At 64.3% G+C, this 16518-nt stretch carries 15 protein-coding genes; 8 read left to right on the top strand and 7 right to left on the bottom strand.

The features are described from left to right. Positions 1-83: 83 nt before the first annotated feature. Positions 84-2273: a primosomal protein N' gene (locus GQ651_RS12645; protein ID WP_160764607.1), complete on the bottom strand. Its 2190-nt coding sequence runs from the start codon at positions 2271-2273 to the stop codon at positions 84-86. Between the two features lie 366 nt (positions 2274-2639). Between GQ651_RS12645 and GQ651_RS12640 the strand changes: the two genes are divergently transcribed. From GQ651_RS12640 to GQ651_RS12625, 4 genes are all read left to right on the top strand, one after another. Beyond that, entirely contained in the window at positions 2640-4106 is a 1467-nt protein-coding gene (locus GQ651_RS12640; protein ID WP_160764606.1) for a DegQ family serine endoprotease, read from the top strand. Between the two features lie 132 nt (positions 4107-4238). After that, positions 4239-4682, top strand: coding sequence for a GNAT family N-acetyltransferase (locus tag GQ651_RS12635; protein WP_160764605.1), 444 nt, complete (start codon positions 4239-4241; stop codon positions 4680-4682). A gap of 142 nt (positions 4683-4824) precedes the next feature. Then, on the top strand, positions 4825-5709 hold the full coding sequence (gene ppk2 / locus GQ651_RS12630; protein ID WP_160764604.1) for a polyphosphate kinase 2: 885 nt from the start codon (positions 4825-4827) through the stop codon (positions 5707-5709). Positions 5710-5769: 60 nt separating this feature from the next. Further along, positions 5770-7422: a winged helix-turn-helix domain-containing protein gene (locus GQ651_RS12625; protein WP_160764603.1), complete on the top strand. Its 1653-nt coding sequence runs from the start codon at positions 5770-5772 to the stop codon at positions 7420-7422. A gap of 17 nt (positions 7423-7439) precedes the next feature. On the opposite strand, the gene GQ651_RS12620 is transcribed toward GQ651_RS12625, so the two are convergent. Further along, positions 7440-7649, bottom strand: coding sequence for a DUF1127 domain-containing protein (locus GQ651_RS12620; RefSeq protein ID WP_160764602.1), 210 nt, complete (start codon positions 7647-7649; stop codon positions 7440-7442). Between the two features lie 227 nt (positions 7650-7876). Here GQ651_RS12620 and htpX point away from each other — a divergent pair, with 227 nt between their 5' ends. Further along, on the top strand, positions 7877-8740 hold the full coding sequence (gene htpX / locus GQ651_RS12615) for a zinc metalloprotease HtpX (protein ID WP_160764601.1): 864 nt from the start codon (positions 7877-7879) through the stop codon (positions 8738-8740). A 214-nt stretch (positions 8741-8954) separates the two neighbouring features. On the opposite strand, the gene GQ651_RS12610 is transcribed toward htpX, so the two are convergent. After that, positions 8955-9650: a CDP-alcohol phosphatidyltransferase family protein gene (locus GQ651_RS12610; protein ID WP_160764600.1), complete on the bottom strand. Its 696-nt coding sequence runs from the start codon at positions 9648-9650 to the stop codon at positions 8955-8957. Between the two features lie 157 nt (positions 9651-9807). Between GQ651_RS12610 and GQ651_RS12605 the strand changes: the two genes are divergently transcribed. After that, positions 9808-11355 (top strand): bifunctional GNAT family N-acetyltransferase/carbon-nitrogen hydrolase family protein, encoded by a 1548-nt coding sequence (locus GQ651_RS12605; RefSeq protein WP_160764599.1) that lies wholly within the window; start codon positions 9808-9810, stop codon positions 11353-11355. Here GQ651_RS12605 and GQ651_RS12600 read toward each other — a convergent pair. The 3 genes from GQ651_RS12600 to GQ651_RS12590 form a co-directional block, all read right to left on the bottom strand. Then, positions 11352-12269 carry a tyrosine recombinase XerC gene (locus GQ651_RS12600; RefSeq protein ID WP_406565463.1) on the bottom strand — a complete coding sequence of 306 codons (918 nt, stop codon included), beginning with the start codon at positions 12267-12269 and terminating at the stop codon, positions 11352-11354. The two genes, GQ651_RS12605 and GQ651_RS12600, sit on opposite strands and share 4 nt — an antisense overlap. Beyond that, on the bottom strand, positions 12266-12970 hold the full coding sequence (locus tag GQ651_RS12595) for a DUF484 family protein (RefSeq protein ID WP_160764598.1): 705 nt from the start codon (positions 12968-12970) through the stop codon (positions 12266-12268). The genes GQ651_RS12600 and GQ651_RS12595 overlap by 4 nt, the downstream gene beginning before the upstream one ends. Before the next feature lie 128 nt (positions 12971-13098). Beyond that, positions 13099-13860 (bottom strand): NAD kinase, encoded by a 762-nt coding sequence (locus GQ651_RS12590; protein ID WP_160764597.1) that lies wholly within the window; start codon positions 13858-13860, stop codon positions 13099-13101. A gap of 169 nt (positions 13861-14029) precedes the next feature. Between GQ651_RS12590 and glyA the strand changes: the two genes are divergently transcribed. Together glyA and GQ651_RS12580 are read left to right on the top strand one after the other, a co-directional pair. Next, positions 14030-15325 (top strand): serine hydroxymethyltransferase, encoded by a 1296-nt coding sequence (gene glyA / locus GQ651_RS12585; RefSeq protein ID WP_160764596.1) that lies wholly within the window; start codon positions 14030-14032, stop codon positions 15323-15325. Positions 15326-15348: 23 nt separating this feature from the next. Further along, positions 15349-16101, top strand: coding sequence for an alpha/beta fold hydrolase (locus GQ651_RS12580; protein WP_160764595.1), 753 nt, complete (start codon positions 15349-15351; stop codon positions 16099-16101). 187 nt (positions 16102-16288) lie between these two features. On the opposite strand, the gene GQ651_RS12575 is transcribed toward GQ651_RS12580, so the two are convergent. Continuing rightward, positions 16289-16507 (bottom strand): hypothetical protein, encoded by a 219-nt coding sequence (locus GQ651_RS12575; protein ID WP_160764594.1) that lies wholly within the window; start codon positions 16505-16507, stop codon positions 16289-16291. Positions 16508-16518 lie beyond the last annotated feature (11 nt).

Genomic DNA, 16518 nt, shown 5'->3' with positions numbered 1-16518 from the left:
GAAAGATCGCCCTGCCAGTCTAGCGCGGTATCGTTTCGCCGCGCATCACATTTGAGCGACCCGCGAACTCCCGGCGAGACCGGTCAGTAAAAACTCTGAGGATCGACGTCGATGGACAGGCGGAGATTGGCCGAAAGCTTGAACTGCCCGACCCATGCGGCAAGCGCCGGTTGCAGTGGCGCCCCCTTCTCGGCCTTAACCAGAAGACGGACACGGTGTCGCCCCCTGATCCGGGCGATGGGCGCGGGCGCGGGGCCATAGACCTGAGCGCCGATCCGGCGGAGCGGCTCGCACCTGTCAGCCAGCGCCTTGCCCAGATCGAAGACCTCCTGCACGTCGGGCGAGGACAAGACGATCCCCGCCATCCGGCCGAAGGGCGGCACACCGGCCCGGCGGCGTTCCTCGGCCTCGGCGCGCCAGAAATCCTCTTCGTCGCCGGACAGGATCGCGCGGATTACCGGGTGTTCCGGCTGATAGGTCTGCAACAACGCCCGGCCCGGACGCTCGGCGCGGCCCGCCCGGCCAGAAACCTGCCGCATCAGCTGGAATGTCCGCTCGGCGGCGCGCAGGTCCGAGCCCTGCAGCCCGAGATCGGCGTCAATCACGCCCACAAGCGTCAGCAGCGGGAAGTTGTGCCCCTTGGCCACGATCTGCGTACCGATGATGATGTCGGCCGCACCGGCGGCGATGCCCTCGATCTCGGCCTTGAGCGCGCGGGCCGATCCGAAAAGGTCCGAGGACAGCACCGCAACGCGCGCGTCGGGGAAAAGCTCGGCCACCTCCTCGGCCATGCGCTCGACGCCGGGGCCGACCGGGGCCAGCCGGTCCTCGGCCCCGCAGGCGGGGCATTCGGTCGGCACGGGGCGGGACTCGCCACATTGGTGGCAAACCAGCCGCTTGAGGAACCGGTGCTCGACCATGCGGGCGTCGCAATGTTCGCAGCCGATCTGATGCCCGCAGGCCCGGCAGAGCGTGATCGGCGCATAGCCGCGCCGGTTCAGGAACAGGAGCGCCTGCTCACCCGCCCCAACCGCCTCGCGCACGGCGCCTGCAAGCGCGTCCGAGATCCAGCGGTTGGACGGCAACTCTTCGGCACGCATGTCGATCGAGGCCAGTTCCGGCATCACGGCCGCGCCGAAGCGCGCGCTCAGCGTCAGGCGGCGGTACTTGCCCGCCTCGGCATTGGCCCAGCTTTCAAGCGACGGAGTGGCCGAGGCCAGCACGACCTGCGCCCCGGTGATCGACGCGCGCAGGACTGCCATGTCCCTTGCGTTGTAAAGGACACCGTCCTCCTGCTTGTAGGAGGTGTCGTGCTCTTCATCGACGACGATCAACCCAAGCTCGCGAAAGGGCAGGAACAGCGCCGAACGCGCGCCCACGACAAGCTGCGCGCCACCCTCGCCCACCATGCGCCAGGCCCGGCGGCGCTCGGTCATTGTGACACCGGAATGCCATTCGGCGGGGCGCGCGCCGAAGCGCGCTTCGACGCGGGACAGGAATTCCGCCGTCAGCGCGATTTCGGGCAGCAGCACCAGCGCCTGACGGCCCGACGCAAGACAGGCCGCCACAGCCTCCAGATAGACCTCGGTCTTGCCGGACCCGGTCACGCCTTTCAGCAGCGTCGTGCCGTATTCCCCGCTTTCGATCCCCTCGCGTAGCGCGTCAGACGCCGCAGCCTGCTCGGGCGTCAGGTCGCGTCTCGGCGCGCCGGGGTCCAGACGGGGATAGGGCGTGTCGCGGGGGCTTTCCTCTTCGCGCACGACGCCCTGCTTCACCAGCCCTTTCACGACCGAGGTCGAGACCCCCGCCATCTCGGCCAGCTCGCCAAGCGTGAAGGACAGGCCTCCGTAGCTGTCCAGCACCTCGACCACGCGGCGGCGCGCGTCGGTCCAACGGTCAGGCTCGCCCTGCCCGCGCCGATAGACTGACCGCATGGACGGCGGATCGCCCAGACCCGGCGAGCGCGTGGCCAGCCGCAGCATCGCAGACATCGGCGTCAGCGTGTAGTCGCCCGCGCGCTCAAGAAACTGCCGCATTTCGTCCCGCATCGGCACGGCATCGAGAACCCGGATCACAGAGCGCACCCGCGACAGGTCGTAGCCACCCTCGCCCGGCCCCCAGACGACGCCGAGCACCTTGCGTGGTCCCAGCGGCACCTCGACGAAGGCTCCGGTCAGGCAGCCGCCCTCGGGCGCCTTGTAGTCGAGGCGCCGGTCCAGCGGCTGCGCGGTCAGCACCGAGACCAACGCGCCTTCGTCGAAATGCTCAAGCATCATCGGGCTTGTGGTATGCTGTTGGCAGCGGGGAGCAGCATGGCAACCTGACTGTGGAACGGGTCTCACCCACCGAGCCGTGGGTGGTCCATCCTTGCCACGAAACCGCCCGGCTTCGCCAGGGCCAGCGTCGGACCACCCCGCGCTTCGCTCGCAATCCCAATGATCGGACGAGGACCGTGCGCACCTCGGTTCCTCCGCGCAACACCCTCCCCGGCGCGGGTAGGCTAACCCCGCGTCGCTTCACGCGCAGGTGATGGACCGAGAGGGGGCGTTGGCTTGCAGCGAAGAGCGCCTATCTTAAAAATGAAGACATCATGAGTCCCGGTCCCCACCCTGCCGGAGACAAGACCACTGGAGGAAACTATGGTGAAAGTAGCAGTTCGCGCGATACGCCGGACCGACATCGCCGCCAGAGCCTTTTGGCTGACGGTCCTCGCAACCGCGTTGATCCTGGCTCAGACACTGAGCGCGGCGGCGCAATCCCGTCCCAACACCTTTGCCGACCTTGCCGAGCAGGTCAGCCCGGCCGTCGTCAACATAACGACATCGACGACCGTCGCCACGACGGCAGAACCCGGCCCCATCGTTCCCGAAGGCTCTCCCTTCGAAGAGTTCTTCCGCGACTTCATGGACCGCAACGGTCCCGGCCAGCGCGGGCCGCGGCGCGGTCAGGCCCTTGGTTCGGGCTTCGTAATCTCGGAAGACGGCTACATCGTCACGAACAATCACGTGATCGAAGGCGCTGACGAAGTTCTGATCGAGTTCTTCGAAGGTTTCGAGCTTGAAGCCGAAATCGTCGGCACCGACCCCAACACCGACCTTGCCCTTCTGAAAGTCGAAAGCGACGAGCCGCTGGCCTTCGTCAACTGGGGCGACAGCGAGGAATCGCGCGTGGGCGACTGGGTCATGGCCATGGGCAACCCGCTTGGTCAGGGCTTCTCGGTCTCTGCCGGTATCGTGTCGGCCCGTGGCCGCGCCCTGCAGGGCAGCTATGACGACTTCATCCAGACCGACGCGGCGATCAACCGGGGCAACTCGGGCGGTCCGCTCTTCAACATGGATGGCGAGGTCATCGGCGTGAACACCGCGATCCTGTCACCCAATGGAGGCTCGATCGGCATCGGCTTCGCCATGTCGAGCCGTGTGGCCGAGAACGTCATCGCGCAGCTTCGCGATTACGGCGAGACACGCCGCGGCTGGCTGGGCGTACGCATTCAGGATGTCACGGACGATTTGGCCGACGGGCTCGGCCTGGCCGAAGCGCGGGGCGCCCTTGTCACGGACGTGCCGGAAGGCCCCGCCATGGATGCCGGCATGGAAGCGGGCGACGTCATCCTGTCCTTCGACGGGCATGACGTTCAGGACACCCGCGAGCTGGTCCGTCGGGTCGGCAATACCGAAATCGGTAAGGAAGTCCGCGTTCTGGTGTTCCGCAATGGCGAAACCGAGACGCTCCGCATCACGCTCGGCCGCCGCGAGGAAGCCGAACGCGCCGTTCCCGCCTCGATCAACCGCGAAGAGCCGACCACGACCGAGTTTCTCGGCCTGACGGTCTCGGACATGACCGACGAACTGCGCGAGCAGCTTGGGCTGGCGGAAGATGCCGAAGGTCTGGTCGTCGCGAATGTGACCGAAGACAGCGAGGCCTTTGAAAAGGGTCTCCGCGCCGGCGACATCATCACCGAAGCCGGCCAGGAACGTGTGGCCTCGATCAGCGACCTTGAGGATCAGGTCGAAGCTGCCCGCGACGCAGGGCGCAAGTCGCTCCTGCTCCTCGTCCGACGCGAAGGCAATCCGCGCTTCGTCGCGCTGTCGCTCGACGAAGAATAAGCCGATCGAAACTCAACAAAGAGGGGCGTCCCGGTTCGGGGCGCCCTTTTTTGATCTTGATTGTCCTGTCTCGACCCTTCAGCAATCCTCAATGCCTGCCTCCTGGCAGGCAGCACACAAAGGCAGGACCTCATGGATATCACCATCGGCCAAATCGAGACCGAAGACGATTTCGAGGCCGTGCGCGGGCTGGTCCGTGAATTCTTCGGCTTCGCGCAAAGTGTGGACCCGCACGCTCATGAGGCATCGGGATTCGCAGGGTTGGAAGCGGAACTGGCATCGCTGCCGGGCATCTGCCGTCCGCCCAGTGGCGCCTTCCTACTTGCCCGCGTGGACGGCGCGCCCATGGGGTGCGGCGCGTCTTTCGATCACGGTGGCGGAAAGGTCGAGGTAAAGCGCATGTATGTCCGGCCCGAAGCACGGGGCCTGTCGCTGGGTCGCGGCATCGTCGAGGGGCTGCTCAACCGCGCCCGCGCGCTTGGAAACGACCGGATCGTTCTCAGCACCTACTACAAACTGGAAGCGGCTCAGGCTCTTTATGCCAGGATGGGCTTCAGCCGCTGCGCACCAACATAAGAGCTTCCGCCCGAGTACGAAGGCAAGATCATCTTCATGGAGCGTGCCCTCTGACGAAAAGCCGCTCGGCGGTTTGACCCATATCAGGGCGCGACCCCTCCCGATTTGCGATGCTTCGCACCACGAACAGGGAGAGGCCAATATGCCCGATACCAACACTGCGACCCAGTCAGAAGACGCCCGCGCCAGCGCCATTCTTGCCTTCGAGGCAGGAGAGTACCCCTATCCCCAAAAGATGGGTCGGTCGGAGTACGAAGCCGAGAAGGCCGCTCTTCAGGCCGAGCTTCTGAAGGTGCAGCTTTGGCTTCAGGACACCGGGCAGAAGGTCGTGATGCTGTTCGAAGGTCGTGACGCGGCGGGCAAGGGCGGCACGATCAAGCGCTTCACCGAGCACCTCAACCCCCGGACCGCGCGCGTCGTGGCGCTGAACAAACCCACCGACGAGGAACGCGGCCAGTGGTTCTTTCAACGCTACATCCAGCACCTGCCCACCGCAGGCGAAATCGTGCTCTACGACCGCTCATGGTACAACCGTGCGGGCGTCGAGCGGGTCATGGGGTTCTGCGAACCGGGCGAGTATCTCGAATTCATGCGAGAGACGCCCGAACTCGAGCGGATGCTGACGCGTTCGGGAATACATCTCTTCAAATACTGGTTCTCTGTCACGCAGGGCGAACAGGCCCGGCGCTTCAAGTCGCGCGAGACCGACCCGCTGAAGCGCTGGAAGCTGTCGCCGATCGACCGCGCGAGCCTCGACAAGTGGGACGACTACACCGAGGCAAAGGAAGCGATGTTCTTCTACACCGACACCGCCGACGCGCCGTGGACCGTCATCAAGTCCGACGACAAGAAGCGTGCACGGCTGAACTGCATGAGGCACTTCCTGTCCACATTCGACTACCTCGACAAGGACGCCTCAGTCGCCATGCCGCCCGATCCGCAGATCGTCCACAGCGCCAGCCATGTGGTCCACGGGGCCGACCACATCCTGTCGTCCAGCCTGCATCCCGCGACGCGAAGGGGGTAAGGCAAGGAAACCATGTGATTATGTCTTGCTGCGTTGTGGTCACACGTCGCAAAGTGGGGCATGCGCCTCCAGATCACACTCTTTGGGCCTTTCGGTACGCGCCTTGACGGGACGACGCTGGAAATCCGATCACGGCGCGCCCAGGCCATTCTGGCGATGCTGGCGCTTTCGCCGAACGGCTGTGTCGCGCGCGACAGGCTGGCGGCCACGCTTTGGCCGGACCGCTCCGAGGCGCAGGCAAAGGCATCGCTTCGTCAGGAGCTTTCGAATCTCCGCAAATCACTGGAGTCCGGCCGCGACCTGCTGACGGCGGATGCCACCGTCGTGCGGCTCGACATGGACGCAGTCGCGCTTGGGCTGGAAACGCAGGGACGCGGCGAGTTCCTCGAAGGTATGGATATCCGCTCGGAGCCATTCGACGACTGGCGGCGCGGTGAAGCCTTGCGCCTCGAGAAGGCTCAGCCCGCCACCACTGGCGACGCGCTGTCCGTTCCCGACATCTTCGAGAACCCGGCGGTCCTTCTTCTAGGGTTCACTCCGGCGTCGGATGAATCCGAAGACATCTCTTTCGCTACCGGACTTGTGGTCGACCTGCGAACATCGCTGGGTCTGTGGCGATGGTTTCCCGTTATCGGTCCGGAGGCCGTGGGATGGAAAACCGAGCATGATGGCGACGTTCGGGAACTGGCCGGCAGCGTTGGCGCCGCCTACGTGATCGGCGGCATGATCCGGCGGTCCGGGGAAAAAGTTCGCGTCTCGGCAAGCCTTACGTCGGCCAATAGCGGACGTCTGGTCTGGTCGGACACCTTCGATGGCGAAATCTCCGACATCTTCGCCCTTCAGGAGGAGATCTCTCACGCCGTTGTGGCGAGGGTCGTCCCGGAGATCGAGCGCTCAGAAGCAAAGCGCATCGTCCGGCGCCCGCCTGACAGCATCCACGCCTGGCAACTCGTTGCGCGGACCGAAGAAATCGAACGCACCGCCGGCGAAGGCTATGGGACCCCTGAGGCAAACGCGTCGATGTTGCCGTTCCTCGAAGAAGCCACACGACTGGAGCCGGACTATGCGCGTGCTTGGACGAGGCTGGGCCGGCAGCATTTCAGGGCTGCAATGCAGGGTTGGACCGAAGACCGGACAAGTGCGATCGACCGTGCCGTAGAACTATGCGCCAAGGCCGTCGCTCTCGATCCGACCGAATGGGAGAGCCAAGCGTACCGGGCCCTTACCCTCATCTTCGGAAAGCACGACTTCGGACCGGCACGATTTCATGCGATGGAGGCTGTCCGCCTGAACCCGTCCGCGACGCTTGCGCGCCATGCGTGTGGCTGTGCACTGGAATGGATCGGAGAGCCGGAAGCGGCTCTCGAGCATCTATACGTGATCTTCGACCTCGACCCGAACTACACGAACCGCGCAGCCGTTCTGGGCGACATCACAACCTGCGAGTTGTTCGTCGGCAATCTCGAGGCCGCCGAGGTCGCCGCCCGGAAAATCATGAACATTGCGCCCGACTATGCGCGCGGGCTGCAACGCGTGGTGATGACGCTTGGCCATACGGGCGACTTAGAAACCGCGGAGCGCGTTCTGTCTCGAATATACGAGCTGATGCCCGAATTCGATGAAGCCTACGTCCGGCAGACATATCCTTATGCGCGTCCGGAGGACACGGAAGTCATTATCGAAGGGTTGAGGCGCGCCGGCTGGACGGGCTGACGCGCGCTGGTCGGTGATTACCGTGACAGGATATCGGCAACCGTGATCGTCTCGGCTTCGTCCCGGGTCAGACCCATGTCCCGGAGCTGAGAGGCATCCAGCCGCGCGATAGCCTGCCGCTCGCGGTAGGCCGCATTCAAGCGAACAAGCCATCCGATCGGCGAATACGGACGACGCTTCGGAAGGCTGGACATAGGGCGGGTTTGAGCGGTGGTTGCGGTGAACATTGGAAAGCTCCTTTGTGTCTTGATGCATCCCTTGTCCCCCACCACCGTCAGACAGGCGCAAAGTTCGCCGGGCAATCTCCGTAAGAAATGCGTAAAACGGCGTAAAAAATTGGTCTTCGTTTCCCACACAAGCATCTGGGAGCCGTTCGCCAATCACTCGTGCGGCGCATTGTGACGGCCCGGACCAGCCCTATATCCAGAGAATGAACGCGCCCGGGAGGTCCTGCATGGCACGCACATTCATTCTCATGGCGGCGATGACCGCCTTCGTGGGCTTCGTCGGCCTGATGCTGGGCGGCGAGACGGGTCTTCTGATCGCGCTTCTGGTCGCGGCGGGCATGAACTTCTACGCCTACTGGAACTCGGACAAGGCGGTCCTCAGGATGCACGGCGCGCGCGAGGTCGACGCAAGGACCGCGCCCGATCTCTGGAAGATGACCGAAGACATGGCGCGGGGCGCGGGCATGCCGATGCCCAAGCTCTATGTCCTCGAAACCGACCAGCCGAATGCCTTCGCGACGGGCCGAAACCCAGAGAACGCCGCGGTCGCTGTAACGCGGGGGCTGATGCAGAACATGAGCCGGGAAGAGGTGGCGGGCGTCGTCGCGCACGAACTGGCGCATATCCGGAACCGCGACACGCTGACCATGACCATTACCGCCACGCTGGCCGGTACCGTGTCGATGCTGGCCAATTTCGCGATGTTTTTCGGCGGCGGGCGCGACCGGCCCATGGGCATGATCGGCACGCTGGCGATGATGATCCTCGCGCCCATGGCCGCCGGCATGGTGCAGATGGCGATCAGCCGGACCCGCGAATACGAGGCCGACGCGGCGGGCGCCGCGATCTGCGGAAACCCGATGTGGCTGGCCTCGGCGCTGAACCGGCTGGGTGTCCTGTCAGGCCGGATCGACAATATTCAGGCCGAGCGCAACCCGGCCTCGGCGCATATGTTCATCGTGAACCCGCTGCACATGCAGGCCTATGACAGCCTCTTCGCCACCCATCCCCCGATCGAGAAGCGCATCGAGAAGCTGCGCGAGATAGGGGGCGGCCGCGTCACCTCGCGCCGGGAAGGACCCTGGACCTGACCGGTGCGGACTTACCTTGCGTAAGCTGACGGAAGACAATCCGCAATTTCCCTGCTAAACTTCGGTTTTTCGAAGCAATTTACGGGTGCGGATTTGGCTGGAAACCTGATGTGGTACCTGATCATGGGCGGGCTCATCATCATTCTTGCCGTCTCGGTGATGAGAGTGCTTGGCGGCCTGACCTGACGAGAAACGAAAGACCCGCAGCGCGCCCTTACAGCCGCTCGCGGTAGATAAGCTGCTGCGCGGCCCCAGCCCCCGTCAGATAGACCGACGTCACGACCAGCCCCCAATGTGCCCAGCTTTGCGGGTCGAACTCGACCCAGGCGGCCCAGCCCGCAAAGGCGGTCCATGCCAGCGCCATAGGCAGCGTGATGGCGCGCCAGCGCTCGGTCCGGACGGGGTGGACGAACTTGATCGGCAGGAACATCGCGATGGCCAGCACGGTCACGATGAGCAAATCGATCCAGAAATTCGGCTCGACCGCGAACAGCACAAGAACCACCATGTTCCAGCACCCCGGAAAGCCGCTGAAGCTGTAATCGCTGGTCTTCATCCGCGTATCCGCGAAATAGAGCGCCGAGGTGAAGGTGATCACGATGATTGCGAACCACCCCGTCCAGCCGGGCAGGAGCCCGGACCAGAACAGCGCGAAGGCCGGGATGAAAACATAGGTCAGATAGTCGATGATCAGGTCCAGAAGCACCCCGTCGATGCGGGGCGCATTTGTCGCGACATCGGTCTTGCGCGCCAGCGGTCCGTCGATCCCGTCGACGAAAAAGGCGACCACGAGCCAGAAGAACATCATCGCCCAATCGCCCGCCACGGCCTCGAGCATGGCGAGCATCGCGAAAACGGCACCTGTGGCGGTCAGAAGATGGACGAGATAGGCTTGGGTCGTTTTCGTCATACCGCCGTGATGACGGAAACGGGCGCAAAGGGCCAGCAATTTTGCCAAGGTGACGCGTCCTGAAGTCCAAGATCCGGAACCGCCCGGACCGGTTGAGGGTTGTCATCCGACCTGTCAGTCTGACGGTCCGGAAATGATGGGAACGACAGGGCAGAGAATGGCAACCGAGACCAAACCGACACTGGAGATCCGACACGCCGAGCTGTCGGATGTGAACGGCATCATCGCCCTCTCCCGCCGGGTCTATCCCGAAGAGGTGCCCTATACGCGGGGTCAGGTCTCGGGCCAGATCAACGCCTTTCGCGAGGGCACCTTCGTTGCAATCTACGACGGCGAGGTCGTTGGCTATGCGGCCTCGACCATGGTGCGCGAAAACCGCGTGATGGCCCCCCACACATGGGACGAAATCTCGGGCGGCGGCTATGCCTCGCAGCACAACGGGACGGGCGATTGGCTTTATGGCATGGAGGTCATGGTCCACCCCGAGCGGCGGCGGCTCAGGATCGGCAAGCGGCTTTATCAGGCGCGGGAAAGGCTCTGCGTCGATCTGGGTCTGAAAGGGATCGCCTTTGGCGGGCGGATGCCGGGCTTTCGCAAGAACCGCAAGACATGGGCCGAACCGGACGCGTATCTCGACGCCGTAAGGACCGGTGAGATCAAGGACTCGACGCTGAACTTCCAGATGCGGAACGGGTTCGAACCGGTTCGCGCGCTGCCCGGTTACGCGCCCGACGACCTGCCGTCTGGCGGTCATGCCGCGCTCATGGTCTGGCGGAACCCCTACTACGACCCTGACGCGGGCACGCAGCCTATCACACGCGCCAATCCCGACGTGGTGCGCGTGGCCTCTGTCCAGTTGCAGGCGCGGACGCTGAAATCCCCAGAAGAATTCTACGAGACCGTGGATTACTTCACCAATATCGCCGCTGAGTACGGCTCGGATTTCGTGGTCTTCCCCGAGCACTTCACGCTGCAACTTCTCTCCTGCGAGGACGAGGAACTGCCGCCTGAGCGCGCGATCGAGCGGACGACCGAACACACCGCCCATTTCGTCGAGCGGCTTCAGGCCATGGCGCTGAGCCGCGCGATCAATATCGTCGGTGGTAGCCACGCGACCCAGGTCGAGGACGGCGATATCCACAATGTCTGCTACGTCTTCCTGCGCGACGGCACCGTCCACCGGCAGGAAAAGCTGCACCCGACGCCTGACGAGCGGGAAAGCTGGAACATCAAGGGCGGCGACAGCATCGATGTGATCGAGACCGACTGCGGTCCCATCGGTGTGATGATCTGCTACGACAGCGAATTCCCCGAGGCCGCGCGCCGTCTGGCCGACGAAGGGGCGCGCATCCTCTTCGTGCCCTACAACACCGACACGCGCCACGGCCATCTGCGCGTCCGCTACTGCTGTCAGGCCCGCGCGATCGAGAACCAGTGCTATGTCGTGACCTCCGGCATGGTGGGCAATCTGGACAATGTCTCGAACCTGGACATCCAGTATGCGCAATCGGCAATCATGACGCCCTGTGACTTCCCATTCGCACGCGACGGCATCGCGGCCGAGGCGTCCGAGAATGTCGAGATGATCATCGTGGCCGACCTGAACCTCGCCACCGTTCAGTGGGCGCGCGCGCGGGGATCGGTCAGGAACCTGCGCGACCGGCGCTTCGACCTCTACCGTACGCGGTGGAAGGACGGCGGCTAGCGCGCTCTCGGATGGGCGGACTCGTAGACTTCCATCAGGCGCGCAGTGTCCACGGCGGTATATGCCTGCGTGGTGGACAGCGAGGCGTGGCCCAGAAGCTCCTGAATGGTCCTGAGGTCCCCGCCAGCGTTGAGGAGGTGCGTGGCGAAGCTGTGCCGCATGGCGTGCGGCGTGGCGCTGGCCGGAAGGCCCAGCACGGCACGCATCGCTTCCATCCCCTTCTGCACGACACGAGGGCTGAGCGCCTTGCCCCGGACACCGCGGAAGAGCGGCTGGTCCGGCGATAGATCGAATGGACAGGACGCGGCATAGTCGCTGACCGCCTGCCGTACCACCGGCAGAACCGGCACGATCCGCTCTTTGCCGCCCTTGCCCCTGATCCTGAGCGTGTCGGACAGTGAGGCATCCGCACCGGTCAACGACAGCGCCTCGGATATCCGCAGCCCGCAGCCGTAAAGCAGCGTCAAGACCGCCGTGTCGCGCTTGGCGACCCAGTCCTCGCGGGCGAGTGTTTCGACCGTCTCTATCATGCGTTGCGCAGCATCCTCGGCCAGTGGGCGGGGCAGTTTCTTCTGAAACTTGGGGCTGCGCGCCATCAGAACGGGTGTCGGGTCGAAGCCGTCCCGCTCGGCGCACCAGCCGACAAAGCCCTTGACCGCCGAGAGCGCCCGCGCCAGCGACCGCGCACTCAGGCCGCGCGCCCGCTCGTGGGCCATCCACGCCCGCATGTCGCGCAAGGTGAGACGGGAAAGCGCCGCACGCCCGATCGTGTCGCCTTCATGGTTGACCAGAAACGACAGAAATCCGGCCACGTCCGCGCGATAGGCATCGACCGTCTTGTCAGCCAGACCGCCCACGCCCCTGATCTCGGCCAGCCAGTGGTCGAGCGCGTCGGCAAGACCGGCAGGGATCACCCGAGCCAGCGCCGCATGGCGCGTTCGAAGACACCGCCGAAAAAGCTGAGCAGGTCCGTGCCCTGGTTCGGCGAGAAGTGCTGTGGATCATCCGACGCAAATGCCAGCATCCCCGGCAGACGCCCTTCTCCAAAATCGAGGAGGATGCAGGCCTCGGACGCCACCCACGCATTGTTCGGGCCGAAGATCACAGCCTCGGCGGGCGAGGTCGGGCGCAGCGTGACCTGCCGCACCGGGCGCCCGCGTCCGATATAGGTCTCGACGAAGCCCGGCTCGACCACGGCGAGGATCTCGCCCATCTGGCCAAGTGCCGCGTCCGCCGACCCGGCTTCGTGACTTTCGAGCACAAGCCTGACCTGACCCACGCGCAGGATATCGGTGATGTCGGTGCCGAGGATGCGCAGGAAGCTCTCGAAGTCGAGCGGATCGAGGAAGGCAAGGATCGCACGGTGAATCTGGTTCGTACCCGCAAGGTTCTCATAGGCCGCCGCGATGACGGACTTGTGGGTCTCTTCAAGGCGGCTCAGCCGGTCTTCCAGCCGGTCCATGGCGACGCCGCGCAGGTCTACGATATTGCCGCCCATGGCACGCTCGTTCGCGGCGATCAGAGCCCGCATCACGTCGGGATCGCTCAGGATCATGTCGGGGGCTTCAAGAATGCGCGTGCGCACGTCGTCGGTCAGGACGGCCGGTTCGCTCATGGGTATGCCTCTGCTCGCTTGTCCCGGCTCTTGCGACCGGGCTCATTGGGGCCAAGGTGGCACGGGGCGCGCGCCCGCTCAAGAGTCTTGCGCGCCCCACCGCCGGAAACGGTGCCGCCGCGCAACGCTCAGGCGAACTGCTCGCGAATAAGCCGTTCTTCCAGACCGTGCCCCGGATCGAACAAGAGCCGGTGCGACACGCTGGGTTCGCTGCGGACCTCGACCCAGTGCACGTTCCGCACCGGTCGACTGTCGGCATCTGCCATCACGGGCCGCTTTTCCGGGTTCATGACGTCGAACCTGACAACCGAGCTCTTGGGTACCAAGGCGCCCCGCCAGCGCCGGGGCCGGAACGCGGCAACGGCGGTCAGCGCCAGCACCTCGGACCCGATGGGCAGGATCGGGCCATGCGCCGAATAGTTATAGGCGGTGGAGCCCGCAGGCGTCGCGACGAGGGCGCCGTCGCAGACAAGCTCGTCCAGCCGTGTCCTGCCGTCGACGCTGATCTTGAGCCGCGCCGCCTGAGGCCCGGCCCGGAGGAGCGAAACCTCGTTGATCGCAAGCGCCTCGGTGACGCTGCCGTCCTCGCTGCCTGCGCGCATGAACAGCGGATTGATGACCTCTTCATGGGCCTCGGCCAGACGTTCCAGAAGCCCGTCTTCACGGTATTCGTTCATCAGGAAACCAACAGTCCCGCAATTCATGCCGTAGACCGGTTTGCCCAATGGGCGCACGTCGTTCAGGGTCTGCAGCATGAACCCGTCACCGCCGAGCGCGACGATCACTTCGGCCGCCTCGGCCTCGGTCTGGCCGTGCTGCCCGGTGAGCACCGAAAGCGCCTCCTGCGCGACATCGGTGTCGCTTGCCCGAAAACAGATTGCCTTGCCCATTTTGTCCGCACTTCCAATGACGTTCGCGACGATTGCCGCGAATGCCCCGAAATACAAGCCGAAGGCCGAGTTTCCGCGATGAAATGCCGGTTTACCGTCTTTCGGACCAAGCGGAATGGGGGTAAGACACGCGCCATCTGCTGACGCCAGCTCCGAAGGGACTTGCCACATGAACGCGCCGCATCGCGACAACGGATTCTTCACCGAAACGCTCACCACCCGCGATCCTGAAATCTGGGACGCCATGGAACGCGAATTGGGCCGCCAGCGCGACGAGATCGAGCTGATCGCGTCCGAGAACATCGTCTCCGCAGCGGTGCTTGAGGCGCAGGGCTCGGTCATGACGAACAAATACGCCGAGGGTTACCCCGGCCGCCGTTACTATGGCGGGTGCCAGTTCGTGGACATCGCGGAAAATCTCGCCATCGAGCGCGCGAAGGAACTGTTCGGCGTCGGTTTCGCCAATGTTCAGCCGAACTCGGGCAGCCAGGCGAACCAGGGTGTGTTCACCGCCCTTCTGCAGCCGGGCGACACGATCCTCGGCATGAGCCTCGATGCGGGCGGTCACCTGACCCACGGCGCCAAGCCGAACCAGTCGGGCAAGTGGTTCAACGCCATTCAATACGGCGTCCGCAAGCAGGACATGGAGCTGGACTACGACCAGGTAGCCGAGCTTGCCGCCGAGCATAACCCCAAGATGATCATCGCGGGCGGCTCGGCCATTCCGCGCATCATCGACTTTGCCCGCATGCGCGAGATCGCCGACAGCGTGGGCGCGTACCTTCTCGTGGACATGGCCCATTTCGCCGGTCTCGTCGCCGCGGGCGAATATCCCTCGCCCTTCCCCCACGCCCATGTCGCGACGACGACCACGCACAAGACGCTGCGCGGCCCGCGCGGCGGGATGATCCTGACCGATGACGAGACCATCGCGAAAAAGGTCAACTCGGCCATCTTCCCCGGCATTCAGGGCGGCCCCCTGATGCATGTGATCGCAGGCAAGGCCGTTGCCTTCGGCGAGGCGCTTCGCCCCAACTTCAAGCTCTACCAGAAACAGGTCATCGCCAACGCGCAGGCGCTGGCGGATGAGCTGATGAAGGGCGGCCTGGACATCGTGACGGGCGGCACGGACACCCACGTCCTTCTTGTCGACCTGCGCCCCAAGGGCGTGACCGGAAAGGCGACCGAGACTGCCCTTGGCCGCGCGCACATCACCTGCAACAAGAACGGCATCCCCTTCGATACGGAAAAGCCGACCATCACCAGCGGTATCCGTCTGGGATCGCCGGCCGGTACGACCCGCGGCTTCGGTGAGACCGAGTTCCGGCAGATCGGGCGCTGGATCACCCGCGTCGTGGACGGCCTTGCCGCCAATGGCGAGGATGACAACAGCCCCGTCGAAACGACTGTGCGGGCCGAGGTGCAGGAGCTCTGCGATCGGTTCCCGATTTATCCGAACCTGTAAGCCGTCGCCGGAGGTGTGACCCCGTGCTGAACGCCGTCGTCCATCCGTCAGAGCAAAGCGGGACGCCCCTTCTGATCGCCCATGGCCTTTTCGGCTCGGCGCGAAACTGGGGCGTCATCGCCAAGCGGTTGTCCGAGGAGCGTCCGGTGACCGTCGTCGACATGCGCAACCATGGTGAAAGCCCTTGGTTCGACGTCCATGGCTATCCCGAAATGGCCGACGATCTGGCCATCGCCACGGGTGGAACCGCACATGATGTGATCGGCCATTCGATGGGGGGCAAGGCGGCGATGGTCATGGCCCTGACCCGCCCCGAACTTGTGGGCCGGCTTGTGGTCGCGGATATTGCGCCGGTAGCCTATTCCCATACGCAGATGCACCTGATCGACGCCATGCGCGAGCTTGACCTGTCGACGGTCGAAAAACGCAGCGACGCAGACCGCCAGCTTGCCGCGCTTGTGCCAGATGCCGGTATTCGCGCCTTCCTCCTTCAGTCGCTCGATCCCAAGGAGCGGCGCTGGCGTCTGAACCTAGACGCGCTCGCCGATGAGATGGACAAGGTCCTCGGCTTTCCCGATATCGACGGCCGTTTCGAAGGCGCCACGCTGTTCCTCTCGGGGGCAAACAGCGACTACGTTCAACCCGAAGCGCGCGACAGGATAAAGGTCCTCTTCCCCAACGCCGTCTTCGCGAAAATTCCCGACGCCGGACACTGGCTTCACGCTGAAAAGCCGCGGGAATTCGAGGCCGCCGTCAGCGCCTTTCTGGCAGGTTAAACCCCATCCAACCGCTCGGTCGTTTTTTGGTGTTTTTGCCGGGAACCATTGCAGCAGAAGCGCGTTAGCGACTCATGGTTCCCCATGGCGCTTGTTGTCCCTGTACAGCGCCCATTCCCTGACGGACGGGGGGGCTCGACCGGGCGGATGAAGTTCCCGCATCCGTCCGGTCCATTTTCTTCCGGCTTCAGATTCCGATTGCAGCGATGACCGTCGTGGCAGCGCCACTGATCACCGTGCCGATCCCCCTGCCGACATCGCCCACGAAATTCTCGGGCGCGGACAGTCTGGAGCCGTGAATGAAGTCACCAAAGGCCAAATAGACTGCAAGACAAACAACTGCAGCCGTAAAGACGCGCATATGCATCACGTTCCCCCACGACAGCTTTTCAATGGGGATTATCATAGCATAAAAAG

The sequence above is a fragment of the Kangsaoukella pontilimi genome, from assembly GCF_009830125.1.
In the GTDB taxonomy this organism is placed as follows: domain Bacteria; phylum Pseudomonadota; class Alphaproteobacteria; order Rhodobacterales; family Rhodobacteraceae; genus Kangsaoukella; species Kangsaoukella pontilimi.
This window is presented reverse-complemented; position numbering and strand designations above follow the sequence as displayed.

Coding starts and splice junctions, on each gene's coding strand:
- GQ651_RS12605 (WP_160764599.1), top strand. CDS start 9,808: ATGGCAACCGAGACCAAACCGACACTGGAGATCCGACACGCCGAGCTG.
- GQ651_RS12620 (WP_160764602.1), bottom strand. CDS start 7,649: ATGTTCACCGCAACCACCGCTCAAACCCGCCCTATGTCCAGCCTTCCG.
- GQ651_RS12645 (WP_160764607.1), bottom strand. CDS start 2,273: ATGCTTGAGCATTTCGACGAAGGCGCGTTGGTCTCGGTGCTGACCGCG.
- htpX (WP_160764601.1), top strand. CDS start 7,877: ATGGCACGCACATTCATTCTCATGGCGGCGATGACCGCCTTCGTGGGC.
- GQ651_RS12635 (WP_160764605.1), top strand. CDS start 4,239: ATGGATATCACCATCGGCCAAATCGAGACCGAAGACGATTTCGAGGCC.
- GQ651_RS12640 (WP_160764606.1), top strand. CDS start 2,640: ATGGTGAAAGTAGCAGTTCGCGCGATACGCCGGACCGACATCGCCGCC.
- glyA (WP_160764596.1), top strand. CDS start 14,030: ATGAACGCGCCGCATCGCGACAACGGATTCTTCACCGAAACGCTCACC.
- GQ651_RS12595 (WP_160764598.1), bottom strand. CDS start 12,970: ATGAGCGAACCGGCCGTCCTGACCGACGACGTGCGCACGCGCATTCTT.
- GQ651_RS12590 (WP_160764597.1), bottom strand. CDS start 13,860: ATGGGCAAGGCAATCTGTTTTCGGGCAAGCGACACCGATGTCGCGCAG.
- GQ651_RS12625 (WP_160764603.1), top strand. CDS start 5,770: ATGCGCCTCCAGATCACACTCTTTGGGCCTTTCGGTACGCGCCTTGAC.
- GQ651_RS12610 (WP_160764600.1), bottom strand. CDS start 9,650: ATGACGAAAACGACCCAAGCCTATCTCGTCCATCTTCTGACCGCCACA.
- GQ651_RS12575 (WP_160764594.1), bottom strand. CDS start 16,507: ATGATAATCCCCATTGAAAAGCTGTCGTGGGGGAACGTGATGCATATG.
- ppk2 (WP_160764604.1), top strand. CDS start 4,825: ATGCCCGATACCAACACTGCGACCCAGTCAGAAGACGCCCGCGCCAGC.